The sequence below is a fragment of the Metabacillus sp. GQ13 genome (genome assembly GCF_059758525.1).
Map to the genome: position 1 here is coordinate 86226 of NZ_JCAXET010000011.1, position 15347 is coordinate 101572.

Annotated in this window: 13 protein-coding genes; 9 read left to right on the forward strand and 4 right to left on the reverse strand. The window is 36.8% G+C overall.

Annotated features, from left to right (window positions below; genetic code table 11):
* Positions 1-24: 24 nt before the first annotated feature.
* Both AC6CHR_RS14805 and AC6CHR_RS14810 read left to right on the forward strand, forming a co-directional pair.
* A complete protein-coding gene (locus tag AC6CHR_RS14805) occupies positions 25-1503 on the forward strand; it encodes a protein adenylyltransferase SelO (protein WP_498249766.1) in 1479 nt (492 codons plus the stop codon).
* Positions 1504-1744: 241 nt separating this feature from the next.
* Complete coding sequence (locus AC6CHR_RS14810; protein ID WP_498249767.1) at positions 1745-4132, forward strand: GH36-type glycosyl hydrolase domain-containing protein; 2388 nt, start codon at positions 1745-1747, stop codon at positions 4130-4132.
* Between the two features lie 192 nt (positions 4133-4324).
* Here AC6CHR_RS14810 and AC6CHR_RS14815 read toward each other — a convergent pair whose 3' ends face one another.
* On the reverse strand, positions 4325-4702 hold the full coding sequence (locus tag AC6CHR_RS14815; RefSeq protein WP_498249768.1) for an SLAP domain-containing protein: 378 nt from the start codon (positions 4700-4702) through the stop codon (positions 4325-4327).
* A 211-nt stretch (positions 4703-4913) separates the two neighbouring features.
* On the opposite strand from AC6CHR_RS14815, the gene AC6CHR_RS14820 reads away from it, so the two are divergent.
* The 6 genes from AC6CHR_RS14820 to AC6CHR_RS14845 all read left to right on the forward strand — a co-directional run bounded on the left by AC6CHR_RS14820 (position 4914) and on the right by AC6CHR_RS14845 (position 12297).
* The gene (locus AC6CHR_RS14820; protein ID WP_498249769.1) at positions 4914-5873 is read left to right on the forward strand and encodes a UCP032817 domain-containing protein; all 960 of its coding nucleotides are present in this window, start codon (positions 4914-4916) and stop codon (positions 5871-5873) included.
* A 217-nt stretch (positions 5874-6090) separates the two neighbouring features.
* The gene (locus tag AC6CHR_RS14825) at positions 6091-7065 is read left to right on the forward strand and encodes a cation diffusion facilitator family transporter (RefSeq protein WP_498249770.1); all 975 of its coding nucleotides are present in this window, start codon (positions 6091-6093) and stop codon (positions 7063-7065) included.
* A gap of 342 nt (positions 7066-7407) precedes the next feature.
* Complete coding sequence (locus AC6CHR_RS14830; RefSeq protein WP_498249771.1) at positions 7408-8514, forward strand: LytTR family transcriptional regulator DNA-binding domain-containing protein; 1107 nt, start codon at positions 7408-7410, stop codon at positions 8512-8514.
* 174 nt (positions 8515-8688) lie between these two features.
* Entirely contained in the window at positions 8689-9537 is an 849-nt protein-coding gene (locus AC6CHR_RS14835) for an ABC transporter ATP-binding protein (RefSeq protein WP_498249772.1), read from the forward strand.
* A complete protein-coding gene (locus AC6CHR_RS14840) occupies positions 9534-10241 on the forward strand; it encodes an ABC transporter permease (RefSeq protein ID WP_498249773.1) in 708 nt (235 codons plus the stop codon). Before AC6CHR_RS14835 ends, AC6CHR_RS14840 begins: the two co-directional genes overlap by 4 nt.
* 322 nt (positions 10242-10563) lie before the next feature.
* Positions 10564-12297, forward strand: a complete 1734-nt coding sequence (locus AC6CHR_RS14845; RefSeq protein WP_498249774.1) for an ABC transporter ATP-binding protein — start codon at positions 10564-10566, stop codon at positions 12295-12297.
* 105 nt (positions 12298-12402) lie between these two features.
* On the opposite strand, the gene AC6CHR_RS14850 is transcribed toward AC6CHR_RS14845, so the two are convergent.
* On the reverse strand, positions 12403-12822 hold the full coding sequence (locus AC6CHR_RS14850; RefSeq protein WP_498249775.1) for a universal stress protein: 420 nt from the start codon (positions 12820-12822) through the stop codon (positions 12403-12405).
* Between the two features lie 393 nt (positions 12823-13215).
* On the opposite strand from AC6CHR_RS14850, the gene AC6CHR_RS14855 reads away from it, so the two are divergent.
* Positions 13216-14697: a SulP family inorganic anion transporter gene (locus tag AC6CHR_RS14855; RefSeq protein WP_498249776.1), complete on the forward strand. Its 1482-nt coding sequence runs from the start codon at positions 13216-13218 to the stop codon at positions 14695-14697.
* 323 nt (positions 14698-15020) lie between these two features.
* Here the strand turns inward: AC6CHR_RS14855 and AC6CHR_RS14860 are convergent, their stop codons facing one another.
* On the reverse strand, positions 15021-15104 hold the full coding sequence (locus tag AC6CHR_RS14860; protein WP_498249883.1) for a hypothetical protein: 84 nt from the start codon (positions 15102-15104) through the stop codon (positions 15021-15023).
* Positions 15071-15331: a DUF5634 family protein gene (locus tag AC6CHR_RS14865; protein WP_498249777.1), complete on the reverse strand. Its 261-nt coding sequence runs from the start codon at positions 15329-15331 to the stop codon at positions 15071-15073. The genes AC6CHR_RS14860 and AC6CHR_RS14865 overlap by 34 nt, the downstream gene beginning before the upstream one ends.
* Positions 15332-15347: the final 16 nt, after the last annotated feature.

Genomic DNA, 15347 nt, shown 5'->3' on the forward strand with positions numbered 1-15347 from the left:
GCCCAAAATGGAGAAGGAGCTACTATGACAAAGGAAAAAGACATAAATGAAACAGGATGGAACTTAGATAATAGTTATGCCCGTTTGCCGGAATCGTTTTATTCTAGCCTTACCCCAACCTCTGTTCGTTCGCCGAAGTTGATTAAACTTAATGAACAGTTGGCAACATCGTTAGGGCTGAAGGTAGATGCGCTACAAAGTGAGGATGGGGTTGCCGTGTTTGCTGGCAATCGAATTCCCGAAGGAGCTTATCCTCTTGCACAAGCTTACGCTGGTCATCAATTCGGGCATTTCAATATGTTAGGGGATGGTCGGGCCATATTGCTTGGCGAACAAATCACTCCCGAAGATGAGCGGTTTGATATTCAACTTAAGGGTCCGGGTAGAACGCCATATTCCCGAGGGGGCGATGGTCGGGCGGCTATTGGACCAATGTTACGTGAATATATCATTAGTGAAGCGATGCACGCGCTTGGTATACCAACGACCCGTAGTCTCGCAGTTGTAACGACCGGTGAATCGGTCATTCGAGAAACTGGATTGCCTGGTGCAATTCTGACCCGTGTGGCTGCTAGTCATCTGCGTGTTGGCACCTTTCAATACGTTGCACAATGGGGAACAGTTGAGGAACTTCGCGACCTTGCGGATTATACCTTGCAAAGACATTATCCAGATATTGAAGCAGATGATGAAAATCGTTATCTATCTCTACTTCAGGAAGTGATTAAGCGTCAAGCATTACTGATTTCCAAATGGCAATTGGTTGGCTTTATTCACGGGGTGATGAACACGGACAACATGACAATTAGTGGAGAAACAATTGATTATGGTCCATGTGCCTTCATGGATACCTATGATCTAGAAACGGTATTCAGTTCTATAGACAGGGAAGGTCGTTATGCATATGGTAATCAGCCTTATATGGCTGGGTGGAATCTAGCACGATTTGCTGAGACGCTATTGCCACTCCTACATACGGATCAGGAGCAAGCAGTAGAGGTCGCTCAGAATGAGATTTCAGCTTTTAATAAGTTCTACCAGTTAAACTGGCTTGAAGGAATGAGGGCGAAACTTGGAATATTCAACGAAGAAGAACAGGATGAATCTCTTATTGATGATCTCCTCAGTATGATGAAGAAGCATCGAGCGGATTATACGAATACCTTTCGTGCACTGACTTTTGAAACCCAAGAGGATTTCCCCTTGTCTGGGACTCCAGAATTTGCTCAGTGGCATGAGCTGTGGCAAGCAAGACTAGACAGACAGCAGGAATCGAAAGCTTCGTCGCATCAGTTGATGAGAAACAGCAACCCTGCAGTCATTCCTCGGAACCACCGGGTAGAAGCTGCACTAGAAGCTGCAGAGAAACAAGGAGACTACAGCGTGATGGAACAGCTACTTGATGTACTGTCAGACCCATACGGACACTCTTCCGAACAGGTTGAATATTCGACACTGCCACCTGAATCAGCCCGACCTTACCGAACATTTTGCGGTACATGATATTTTAGCATTGCTCAATCAAGGTGGCGTTTTGTCATCTGGCTTTAAGTTCCCTCAGACGAGTGTCTTGAGGGGATTTTTTTGTTGAACACCAGCAGTTTTATAAAAAAACTAATAGTCATAATTTTTCAAACATTAAATTTGTTATACTAGACTAGTCCAAGACAAATTTAGCCAAATATGATATGTGAGTTGAAGTAAAACCAACGTATTATTAGGCTAAAAGAAAAGAGGGAGAATAATGTTAAAGATTGGTAAAGACAATGAATATTATGAACTGTCTAGTCCTACTAGTATGCCAATGGCTTCAGGGTTTTTATGGAATGAGAAGATGATGATTAATGTGAACTGTCGTGGGTATGCGGTAGCTCAGTTTATGCAGCCTGAACCTGCTAAATATTCGTATGCACCGAATTTGGAAGCAAAAACGTTTATGCAACCAGAACAACCTTATTATGCCCATCATCCTGGCCGCTTTGTTTACATAAAAGATGAAGTGAATGGTGAAATTTTTTCTGCACCGTATGAACCTGTTCGCGTTCTCCCTGATAACTATACTTTTTCTGTAGGGAAAAATAAGATAATCTGGAAAATCGAAAGTAAGGATGTTCTTATAGAAATGAGCTTGAGTTTACCCAAAGATGATGCAATGGAGCTTTGGCGAGTAAAGGTAAAAAACCTTTCAAATACGAACCGAAAACTAAGTATTTATCCTTACTTTTCGGTTGGCTATATGTCATGGATGAATCAATCTGGTGAATATAAACAAGATTTACAAGGGATTGTCTGTACGGCTATTACACCTTATCAAAAATACCAAGATTATGATAAGATAAAAAACTTTAGTGATAAAACCTTTTTATTAGCAGACCAAGAACCGTTATCTTGGGAAGTGAATCAACAAGCATTTGAAGGTGAAGGTGGCATTACGTACCCATCATCGATCAAACAAGCCGAATTATCAAAAGGGGACTCTCTATATGAGATGCCGGTTGCTGTTCTTCAATATAAAATGGAGTTGAATCCAGATGAAGAGAAGGAATATCGTTTTATCTTTGGAGCAGCTAAAACGAACGAAGACATCGCTATCCTCCGCAAACAATACTTTTTGGCTAAGAACGAAACCGGTTTCGATGGCTTTTGCTTAGCTGAAACTGAATATGCAGAGTATATAGCAGAAGGAAGAGGTTGTATTCAAATTAAAACACCTGATGCTGATTTGGATAATTTTGTTAATCATTGGCTACCACGTCAAATGTACTATCATGGTATAACAAATCGTTTGTCTACGGATCCGCAAACCCGGAACTATCTTCAAGACAATATGGGAATGAGTTATATTAAGCCACAGACTGCTAGGGATGCGTTTCTGTTGGCTTTAAGTCAGCAAAAGGATAGTGGTGAGATGCCAGATGGAATCATTTTGCATAAGGATGCTGAATTAAAATATATTAATCAAGTACCACATACGGACCACTGTGTTTGGTTGCCTATTTGCTTAAGTACGTATTTAGATGAGACGAATGACTATGAGATATTGGATGAAATCGTTCCTTTTGCTGATGGAAAGGAAGAGGCATCCGTTTCAGAACATATCAATCGTGCGATGTATTGGCTAATAAATGATAGAGACGAACGAGGCCTGAATTATATTAACCAAGGGGATTGGTGTGATCCTATGAATATGGTTGGTTATAAAGGCAAAGGTGTTTCGGGGTGGTTAACGACAGCTTCAGCATATGCGTTTATCATTTGGGCTGATATATGTGAAAAAAATGGACAATCACAAGTTAGTAACGAATTTCAATTGGAAGCGGATAAAACAAATGAAGTCATTAATAAATACCTTTGGGATGGAGAATGGTATGCACGAGGTATAACAGATGACAATGTTATCTTTGGTATTAGCAAAGATAAGGAAGGGCGGATTTTCCTTAACTCTCAAGGTTGGGCACTTTTAAGTGGTGCTGCTGATGAAACGAAGAAAAATAAACTACTTAATGCGGTTGTTGATCAATTAGAGTCCCCATTTGGAGTTGAAATGCTTGGGCCAGCTTATACTGCTATGCGAGAGGATGTTGGCCGTGTAACACAGAAGTATCCAGGATCAGCAGAAAATGGATCTGTGTATAATCATGCGGCAATATTTTATATCTATTCACTTTATACAGCAGGTGAGACAGAAAATGCCTATCGTTTACTTAGGAAAATGATTCCGGGACCAGATTTGGATGATGTTCTTCAACGTGGCCAATTGCCTGTGTATATCCCTAATTATTACCGAGGAGCATATAGACAAATTCCACGAACTGCTGGACGTTCAAGTCATCTATTTAATACAGGTACTGTTTCATGGGTATACCGCTGTTTAGTGGATGGTTTATTTGGACTACAGGGTGATAAAGAAGGTCTTCGGATAAAGCCACAGCTTCCTGCTAAATGGAAAGAGGTTGCTGTCAAACGTACGTTTAGAGGAGCAGAGCTACAAATAGAGATTAAGCGAGAAGAAAGTATTGAAAATACAGAAGTATATGTCAATGGCAAGCATATTGAGGATGGTATTATAAAGGATTTGGAATCAGCTGCAGAATATAATGTACTGGTAAAAATCCCGTCTTCGAATGAATAACATATGAACAAATAAGGTTTGTTTTATAAGTCTATTGACTAGTGGGACAAACCCTACCTTTTTCATGAGACGTAACTTCAATGGGTCTTAAGCAATCGAATGAAAAACGTTTGTACATAGGGTAAGTGATTAGAAAAGATATCTCAGCAACTAAAGAAATGTTCACGAATGAATGTTTAGAAAAGTGCTATTTTAACAGATCAGTTCTAAATCGCCTTCGACTATTAAATCCTGCTTAAACCTTCCGGTAGGAAAAATAAATGTCCATGGCATACTTGTCTCTGGTTCAAGGATTAATGTTGGAAGGGAATAGGTATGTTCTGCCATCACTTGTTCGTTGGCCACGTACCGTAGTTTGGTGTCTTTAAATACATGGACATGTTCGTTGAAATTATGTATGAGCACAGTAACCAATAGTTCTCCTCTATGGTTCTGAGCTTGCCATAATCGTGAGAATTGAATTCTTTTATTGTTCGTTACATATGTTTGTAAAAAAACACGCTGTATTTTTTCACGGTCATTAGCGGAAAGTGCCTTATCCCATGATGATTCAAACATAAGTCTTTGCATCATTTTCACCTACCTATATTGCGTAATCCACTTACTTTAACATAATTTGCAAAATTTATAACCCTAAATGAATCAATATCCGGTATCATTAATATGATATCTACTTTTGAGCTGGTTAAAACACTCGATACTCATTCCTGATTTATACTGAAAATCTCATATTTTCCTTTGTTCACCTATAATTAACGTAAAACGAAATGGGGGTAATGGCATGGTTGAATTTATTATCGGATTTGTCATTTTCATATTCATCATCATTTTTATCGCAAAGGCAACGGCCAAACCGGGGACTAACCGGAGAGGAAAACTAAAAAATGAAGTAATACCAGATCAACTTGGTATCCAAATGGAGAAAGGATTGCCTATTGTTCAATCTTTAGATAAAGCTTTAACTGGTTTTTATGTAGATAATGTAAAAAACCGTGTGTTATTGGAACATCCAAAGTGGGCGAATCATGAGTTTGATTGGGCACTTTTTGAACTAAAACGTTATTTTGTAATGAATAGTTTGCTAAAATCAGTTCCCATGTTCAGTGCACAAGTAGATGATATTTGGCATGAGATGCTTATGTTTACAAGAGAATATGAGAAATTTTCAAAGGAATTCTATCACGAAATATTACATCATGCACCAAATATGGACAGCACACCGATTCCAGGAGAAAGAGCGTTTTTTGACTGGGTTTATTTAAGTCTATTTGAACTGACATCTAACAGTAGTGCGATATGGGGAGGTTTTTTACGAAATCCTATTCAGCGCGAAATCCTCGATGATTTTAGACATTTATCAGAAGCGGATCTGCTTATCAAATACTTTCGAAACAATGAGGACTGGAACGACGTAAAAAGAAACTTAATCAATAAACTGAAGAACGAAATTAATCAGGCAGATCGTATTAAACTGGGAAAAGATAAGCTGGATCTACAACATACAACTACGGGTCCACACCTTTTTAATCTTGCGATCGGGGCAGCAGTATTTTACTCAATTTACGAAGAAGATCAATATCAAGAACATATAAGTGAAATGATGCCAGGTGAATTTAATAAAACTGGTCATGGAGGAGGATCCTCTTGCTCTGGATTTTCATGTAGCAGTTCCTCTGATCACTCAGGGGGAGATTCGGGGGGATCTAGTTGCTCTAGCTGTGGTGGGGGATGTAGCAGTTAATTTATGCTATTTATTCTTAAAAAACAATACACAAGTGAAAAAGAGAAGCAGGGCCATTCATTTGTCTCTTGTTTTTCCTCTTTTTGGAAATGGGCATTTTGCGGGTCTTTATATGTGAGTCGTGGGATAAGTTTTTCATATGATTATCATAAATAGCAGCGATGGGATGAATACTATCTAAGGTAAGGATTACCTAGAAGTAGTCAAGGAGGAAAATATGACACAAAAGGAAAGTTTACTGAGGAAAGGGAATAAACCATCTCTTATTGCTGCTATTGTTAATACATTTATTGCGATTATCAAAGGGATTGCATATTCAATTACTGGAAATGTTGCGATGTTTGCTGAAACCATGCATTCCTTAGGAGATGCTGCGAATCAATTTTTTGTTTATATCGGAAGTGCTCTTAGTAAAAAAATGCCGACAGATCGCTTTCCAAACGGTTTCGGACGTCTTGTCAATTTAGTTCTTCTTGGTGCAGTCATAATTGTAGGAATTATGAGTTATGAAACAATCAAGGAGGGTTATCACCATGTAGTGCATCCTATAGAATCAACAGGAATTCTTATTAATCTCTCAGTATTAGGAGTAGCAGTCATTTTGGAGTCATATGTCCTTTATAAGGCGATGAAAGAAGTTCTCCATGAGACTCATATTGAGGCAAAAGGATTTGCTATTGTGACAAAAAGTTTCAGCGGTTTAAAACGGGCAAAGCCGGCCACGAAACTTGTTTTTATGGAAGATTTTGTCGCAACACTAGGTGGATTAATTGCCATTATCGGAATTTTACTTTCCTACTTTGCAGGGCTAAGAATAGCGGAAGGAATTGCCTCTATCATAATTGGTATTATGATGTTTTATGTAGTGGGAAGAGTTTTTCTAGATAATGCAAAAGGAGCACTAGGTGAAGCTGATGATGAGTTAGAAGAATTAATAGCCAAGTACATCTATACTAATCCGGAAATTAAAGATATACAAACACTGTTTGCGATAAAAGAAGGTGAAGATTATCATATTGAAATGAAACTAGAAGTCGAACCAACTCTAACAGTAGCGGTAGTAGATGATATAAAAGATCGTATAAAAGGTAAGATACTAGAAATCAAAGGTGTAACCCATGTAATTATCGAATTTGATGAAGATGACGATGTACAGACATGGGAGAAAAATCTAATTCCTGAGCCTGAATAATGTTGCTTTTTATGATGAAGAGGTTTGTATGTAAAAAAAGATAATTCATTAAATGTCTTAAAATCCTGATCGTAGGTTTTTAAGACATTTTTATTTGGAATCGTAACAATCTAAAAATTGGATATGATCATTATATACATGAATAACTTTCAAGATCGAATTGATAAAGTATAAAGGCGAAATGCTATCTTTTTTCTCTACCACTGCTAAGAGAAATCATATGATCCACTACTAAACAAATCGGAATGAATATAGTATTCTAAAAATATATAATTTTGGGAAGTATGTGATATTTTGAGTGTTTTACATATAAAGAAAATTGAAAAAAGCAAAGGAAATACGGTGATATTTCCAAAGATTGATTTACAAATTCAAAAGGGAGAAGCTGTGGCTCTACAATGCAATAATGACGTTGGTAGACAGTTGATCCATATAATTATTGGTAAGAATCCGATATCTAGTGGCGAAATTTTATTAGATGGCCTATCCTTAAACGATCATTTTAAAGAGCTATCTAAGAGGGTAGGTGTTTTTATGTTGGATGAAGCATTGTATGAACGCCTTACTCCAAAGGAATACCTCAACTTTTTCAAAAACCTTTATGAAGTAGATGTTGAGGTAGATTTCCTCATTCATAAAGTAAGTTTGAGTGAAAAAGTAAGCACTAAAATGAACAAGCTTTCTTATTCAGAAAAGAAACGAGTACAGCTAGCTAGAACTATTTTACATCAGCCAGATTTGCTATTAATGGAGGAACCTGACCAAAATATTGATATTGAAAGTAAAATCATCATGCAAAGGGTATTAGAAGAACTTACTGAGCAAGGCAAAGCAATTCTAATGACAACCAATAATTTTGAAAGTGCTATTTCGATGACAAACGCGGTTTATCGTCTTAATGAAGAAGGCTTAAAGAAAATCGAAGTACTGGATGAGAGTAAAGAGGATTCGAATTCAATTCCAAAAGATTCTATTGATTCTAGAGAAGAATTAACAACGGAAATTGCTAAAGAAGAAACAGCAGATTTCATTGTTGAAGAACTAGAACAGGTTAAAGATGAAGATCAAGATCAAGAGGTAGAGGAAGTAGCGGCGCCAATTCACAATCAGTTACGATTTGAGAAGATTCCGGCAAAAGTGAATGAAAAGATTATTTTATTTGACCCTACTGAGATTACTTTCGTTGAGAGCAATGAAGGAATATCTCATCTACATGTCAATGGAGAGGTCTTTCCTTGTTACATAACATTGAATGATTTATATAGACGATTACAACCATTTGGGTTTTTCCGTTGCCATCGATCATACATTGTTAACTTACAAAGAATTCGTGAAGTTATTACGTGGTCTAGAAATAGCTATAGTTTAATTCTCGAAGATTCAAAGAAAAGCTCTGTTCCATTATCGAAAGGGAAATTGAATGAACTAAAGGAAATCATCGGGATATAAAGATGTATTCAAAGGAATAAGTGCATTTTTGGATGAGAAATGTGCTCCATTCATCTGAAAATTGATGCCATTCATCCATATTAATACTCTTTTCACCTTGATACTACTGCATTCAGCCAATCATGCAGCTAAACTAGAATCAAGAAAACAAAAACGTTTGAAGGAGTAATTAAAATGGAAAATGTCATAGAAGTAAAAGGGCTTGTTAAATCATTTCAAAATAAAACCGCATTGAAAAATGTTAATTTTGAGGTGAAAAAGGGAGAAACAATTGGCTTCTTAGGACCAAGTGGATCTGGTAAAACAACAACAATAAAAATATTAACTGCCCAACTTCATCCAACTGCAGGAGAAGTTACAGTGTTTGGGAAGCCAATAGATAAATTAAAAGATCCTTCTTTTATGAAGAAAATCGGAATCTTAACAGATAATAGTGGTCTGTATGATCGACTAAGTATCTACGATAATCTCGCATTATATTGTGATTTATATGATGTAGAGAAAGGTAGAATACAAGATGTGCTTGAATCTGTAAACTTAATAGAAGATAAGAGAAAATTGGTACAAAAGCTCTCGAAGGGTATGAAGCAACGAGTCACCCTAGCACGAGCCATCTTACATAAACCAGATCTTCTTTTTTTAGATGAACCAACTTCAGCTTTAGATCCTGTCAATACGAAGCATATTCATGACGGATTGAAAAAGTTGAATCAAGAGGGAACGACGATCTTTTTAACAACTCATGATATGCATGAAGCAGAAGTACTTTGTGATCGAGTTTCGTTTTTAAATAATGGAGAGATCCAGATTCTTGATACGCCGCAAAATGTAAGAGCACAACAAGTAAATACATCTATTTCACTATTATTGAAGGGCAATCGTACAGTCATTGTTGAAAAGGATGAGCAAGGGGCAAATGAAATTAAGCAATATATTAAGTCTGGACAACTTTTAACAATCCATTCAAATGAGCCGACACTTGGAGACATATTCGTACAGCTAACTGGGAGGAATTTATCATGACATTTTCGTATAAACGAGTTAATGCAATATTTATTAAAGATTGGAAAGACCTACAAAGAAATTCATATGTCCTCTTCACGTTAGCCATTCCATTAGTATTCGCCGCATGGTTGGGGCGTATGGGGGAGATTACTCCTGAATTGAGCTCATATCCCATTAATCTTGCCCTTGTTATCGCGGGTGCTTTTATTCAAGCGGCGATGGTTGCAGAAGAAAAAGAGAAAAATACTTTAAGAGGTTTATTATTATCACCAGCTAGTACTCTTGAGATCATAGTTGGAAAAAGTGCATTATCGGCTGTCATGACAATTGTGGTTATTATTTGCTCAATCTTTTTAGCGGAATACCAAGTTCCATCACTTCTGTTATTTTCAATCAGTCTACTATTAGGGTTAATCATTTACCTAGCAATTGGAACAATTCTTGGACTACTTTCTAGAACCGTAATGGAAACGAGTATTATCGGAATGCCTGTATTAGTCATTTTTGGAATGGGATCTATGATTAAACCAATGGTTGAAAATGAAACCTTGTTTAAAGTGATTGATTTGTTACCAAGTGAGCAATTGAATGCAATTTGGTTTGGATTAAGTGCTGGAGAAAAGGTTAATGATATCATTGGAAGTGTGTTTGTACTGCTAATATGGGCAATTGTATCAATTTTACTGACAGTGGTTATTTATAAAAAACGAAGATTTGATTAAGGGGAAAAAGTGCAACTATTTACATATTATAATTCTACAAGAATAGTTAAACGCTATTTTTCAGGCAATGAATTTGTGTTGAAGTCAACTTTGACGGCAAATTCATTGCCTTTTAGTAAGGTTGCAATATATTCAGATACCCATTAATTACCTAAATGTATAAGTACACTGGAAGAAAATAATTAGAATAAGTTCCAAACTTTGTAAGCAAATAATCTAAAAGTAGTTTAAAATTAAGTGGACGGAACGATTCTTGAAATTTACAGTTTTAATGATTTTTTCCATTAGAATTTTCTTATACATAATGATTGGAGTGGAAGCAGTGGAAAATAAAAAAGATGGCTTGAAGCCATTTATCTCACTTATTTTATCAACAAAAATTCCAAAATTAGCACTAACCTTCGGATTGATTGCTAGTATTATTTCAACGGTTGTCAGTCTAACTATCCCTTTATTAACAAGAGAGTTGGTAGATGGTTTTTCGATTTCATCTTTAAGCATCCCAATCATTATAGCTATCGTTGCTGTATTTATTATACAGGGTGTGATTGATGGGGTGTCTACATACTTACTTGCTGCAGTTGGTCAACAAATTGTCGCTAAGTTACGGGAGAAAATGTGGTTAAAACTGATTCGATTGCCGGTAAGTTATTTTGATCGAAAGCAAAGCGGTGAATCGGTTAGCCGAGTAGTAAACGATACGAGCGTGGTAAAAGATTTAATATCTCAACATTTTCCGCAATTCATCGCAGGAATCATTTCAATTATTGGAGCGATTGTTATCTTGCTTATTATGGATTGGAAGATGACACTATTAATGCTTATTTCTGTGCCAATAACGATGGTCGTCATGATGCCTCTGGGAAAGAAAATGACGGAAATCTCGCGAGGCTTACAGGATGAAACAGCTGTTTTTACTGGGAATATCCAACAAACACTTGGTGAAATTCGCTTAATGAAATCCTCAACAGCAGAAGAAAATGAAGCAACAAAGGGTATTAACGGAATTGAAAATTTACTAAAATTCGGATTAAAAGAATCAAGGATACTCGCTGTTATCGGTCCAATCATGTACACGGTTATCATGTTTGTTATTGTTATGATAATTGGTTATGGTGGGATGCGTGTGGCAAATGGAACAATGTCAACTGGATCACTTGTTGCCTTTTTACTCTACCTTTTCCAAATCATTTACCCAATTACTTCTTTTGCGTTGTTTTTTACCCAATTACAAAAAGCAAAAGGAGCAACAGAACGAATTATTGAAATACTAGATGTGCCATTAGAAACGGGTCAAGAGGGCATTGAAAAGGATTTAACAAATGAACCGATTTATATTAAGGACGTTTCATTTGCATATAGTGATGAAGAACCTGTGCTAAAGAATATTTCATTAGAAGCACAGCCGGGACAAATGATTGCCTTTGCTGGACCAAGCGGCGGTGGTAAAACAACGATGTTTGGATTACTTGAACGGTTTTATGAACCAACTGCTGGTGAAATACGAGTCGGGAATACAGCTATTAATGAAATAACACTTGAATCATGGCGAAATCAAATCGGATATGTTTCACAAGAGAGTGCGATGATGGCTGGGACAATCCGAGAAAATCTATGTTATGGATTGAAAGAGTCCGAAAACCTGTCTGATGAACGTTTATGGGAAGTTGCCAAGATGGCTTATGCTGACCAATTTATTGAGACATTCCCAAAAGGATTAAATACTGAAGTTGGTGAGCGTGGTGTGAAATTGTCGGGAGGTCAAAGGCAGCGAATCGCCATTGCACGTGCATTTTTAAGAGACCCCAAAATTCTTATGATGGATGAAGCAACAGCTAGCTTAGACAGCCAATCAGAAAATGTTGTCCAGAAAGCTTTGACACGCTTAATGGAAGGACGCACGACATTTGTCATCGCCCATCGGTTATCGACGATCGTTGATGCTGACAAGATTGTGTTTATCGAGAAAGGCAGAGTTACAGGTATCGGAACACATCAAGAATTGACACAGTCACATCCATTGTATCGTGAATATGCGGAGCAACAATTGGCTTAATTAATCAGGAATACTATTTGGTGAAAACCTTCATATAAAATGATAAAGTACTTTAAATAACTAGAGGATGTCAATCAATGATTTCATCCTCTTTATCATTATTTATTACTTTACTATTAGGACGGGGCATTTCGCCCGCTTTGCTACTTTGTGACTAACACTTCCTAGAACCATTTCCTGCATCGTATTTAATCCTCTACTTCCTATCACGATGAGATCAACGTCATTCTCATGAGCATACGTTACAATTGATGGACCAGGTTCACCTCGTATAATCTTAATTTCGTAGTGTACGTTATCCTTTTCTGCTCTTTTTTCAATAAAAGCCATTTTCTTTTTCCTTTTGTTTTCGGTATCAAATGAGTTCCAGTTATGCAATACGTCTTCCTTGGATGTCTTTCCGTCTACAATGTAGAGAACGATAATCCTACTTGCTTGGTCGCATTTTGCGATTTCGATTGCTTTTTCTGCAGCTCTTAAAGAGTGTGAGGAACCATCCGCTGCAAGTAAAATCTTTCTGAACATAATAATCCCCCTCGTAATTCATATAAAAACACCAAGTTGTTTTTATTTTGTGAAATTGTGTGAATGATAAAGATTAATAGAGTAATCAATGGCATTATTTAGATGAATACGTTTACTTAATACTTCACAAAATTGTCGAAAACTTATATAATTCATGGTGTTAATAACGGACCCGACTTTCATGAGAGTTGAAAGTCATATATAATGGCTATTTTCGTAAAGATTATTGTTTTCCGTACAAAGTACGAATGTACAAGTTGTAAGTATATCTTCGTGCTCTTTCTGCTGAATTTCTTTGATATCCCTCTGAAGATTGCTTGAATTTACATAGTACTAGAGCAACATACTTTTAGAAAATAGGCCTATAAAAACAATAAAATAGGAAGAGGTGTCATGTTGAATTTAAACTCAATTAAATATTCATGGTTTGGAAATATTAAAGGTGATGTGTTAGCAGGGATAGTCGTTGCCCTTGCATTAATTCCTGAAGCTATTGCATTTTCAATAATTGCTGGGGTAGATCCTATGGTTGGATTATATGCTTCTTTTTGTATTGCAGTGACAATAGCATTTGTCGGTGGACGACCTGGAATGATTTCTGCTGCGACAGGTGCGACTGCTTTGGTGATGGTAACATTGGTTGCTGAGCATGGATTACAATATCTTCTTGCTGCAACGATTCTAACCGGAGTGATACAAATCATCATGGGTGTGCTGAAATTAGGTAAATTAATGAAATTTGTGCCACGCTCGGTTATGACGGGTTTCGTTAATGCTTTAGCTATCCTTATCTTCACTGCTCAATTACCACATTTTATTGGTGAATCATGGCAAATGTATGCAATGGTAGCTGGGGCACTCGCTATAATCTATATTTTACCACGATTTACAAAAGTTGTACCATCTCCATTGGTAGCGATTGTTGTGATAACAATTATTGCTATTATGACAGGAAGTGGCGTACGTACTGTTGGTGATATGGGTGAATTAACACAGGCTTTACCAATGTTTTTACTACCTGATATTCCATTAAATTTTGAAACATTACAAATCATCTTTCCATATGCTTTATCGATCGCCATTGTTGGTTTAGTAGAGACATTATTGACAGCATCTATTGTTGACGATATGACTGATACGGAAAGTGATAAAAATAAGGAATCACGCGGTCAGGGAATTGCCAATATCGTTTCAGGTTTATTTGGCGGTATGGCAGGTTGTGCGATGATCGGTCAATCTGTTATTAATGTTAAATCTGGTGGTAGGGGCCGACTTTCAACTCTTGTAGCTGGAGTATTTTTAATGATCTTGATTTTGTTACTAAATGACTTCGTCGTTACGATCCCAATGGCTGCCCTTGTAGGTGTAATGGTCATGGTTTCAATTGGAACATTCGATTGGTCGTCATTGAAAAACTTTCGGAAAGTTCCTTTGACAGATTCATTAGTTATGGTGGTAACTGTTCTAACAGTCATTATGACACATGACTTATCTAAGGGTGTATTTGTTGGTATTATCATGAGTGCGGTATTCTTTGCTGCAAAAATCTCTAAAGTAAAGGTTTCAAGCCTGTCTGCAGAGGGATCTAATAAGAAGATATACCGTGTGTCAGGGCAATTATTCTTTGCATCTGTAACAGACTTCATGGGTAGCTTTAATTTTAAAGAAGAAGTGAATGAAATAGATTTAGACCTAACAAATGCCCACTTATGGGATGATTCGGCTGTTGGTGCAATCGATAAAATTGTCATTAAGTATCATCAAAACGGTGTAAAAGTTAACTTAATTGGAGTTAATACAGAAAGTAATAAGCTACTTGAAAAAGTTTCTGTTCATAATAAGCCAGGTGGTCTTAATAAAGTAGCGAACCATTAATTAAATTAGACATGAAGGTAAATCTTTATGAATTACCGGAGAGAACACCAAATCTATTAGATTTGGTGTTTTTGTTTTTATGCGCTTTTTGTTGCAATGACGGCTATTAGTATTGAGGTTAATTCGAATTATGTATATCTATTACTTTTACACTGATTTTAAAAAATCTTTGCGGAATAATTGTTAAGGAAATTGACGAGGGTGGTTCAGTAGAGATCCAGTATTAAAAAAAGGTACCGCCTAGGCGGTACCTCTATTCATTAACCATGCTTGCATTGACCAAGTTAAACCAACCAGATTGGTGGGGAAATTGGCGGAATACATCAGAAAGGCTGAATTGTACGTAAGGCTTCATCCAACCCTTTAAATCCAGTCATATCTTCGAGACCAGGCTCATCGGTTTCGATCGTCCATTCTTGATCAGCTTGTGATAAATGGCCATCTTTATTCTAGATGTAAGGGGTATGTACCATAAATGTTTTCCATCTTTACGTATCGTATATCCCATATGATATTGATCTTTTTGACCCTCTTCCTCAAATACACCAATATCCTCAATCTCATATTTATCCATAAGAGGTTGGAAGGAATTCTGTAAATTTTGAATGATTTCTTCTCTATTGTTTATGTTCAAAACGAACCAGCTCCTT

Bases quoted from the DNA above. Each gene is read 5' to 3' on its own strand.
- AC6CHR_RS14810 (WP_498249767.1), top strand. From the start codon at position 1,745: ATGTTAAAGATTGGTAAAGACAATGAATATTATGAACTGTCTAGTCCT.
- AC6CHR_RS14815 (WP_498249768.1), bottom strand. From the start codon at position 4,702: ATGCAAAGACTTATGTTTGAATCATCATGGGATAAGGCACTTTCCGCT.
- AC6CHR_RS14840 (WP_498249773.1), top strand. From the start codon at position 9,534: ATGACATTTTCGTATAAACGAGTTAATGCAATATTTATTAAAGATTGG.
- AC6CHR_RS14820 (WP_498249769.1), top strand. From the start codon at position 4,914: ATGGTTGAATTTATTATCGGATTTGTCATTTTCATATTCATCATCATT.
- AC6CHR_RS14805 (WP_498249766.1), top strand. From the start codon at position 25: ATGACAAAGGAAAAAGACATAAATGAAACAGGATGGAACTTAGATAAT.
- AC6CHR_RS14855 (WP_498249776.1), top strand. From the start codon at position 13,216: ATGTTGAATTTAAACTCAATTAAATATTCATGGTTTGGAAATATTAAA.
- AC6CHR_RS14835 (WP_498249772.1), top strand. From the start codon at position 8,689: ATGGAAAATGTCATAGAAGTAAAAGGGCTTGTTAAATCATTTCAAAAT.
- AC6CHR_RS14825 (WP_498249770.1), top strand. From the start codon at position 6,091: ATGACACAAAAGGAAAGTTTACTGAGGAAAGGGAATAAACCATCTCTT.
- AC6CHR_RS14850 (WP_498249775.1), bottom strand. From the start codon at position 12,822: ATGTTCAGAAAGATTTTACTTGCAGCGGATGGTTCCTCACACTCTTTA.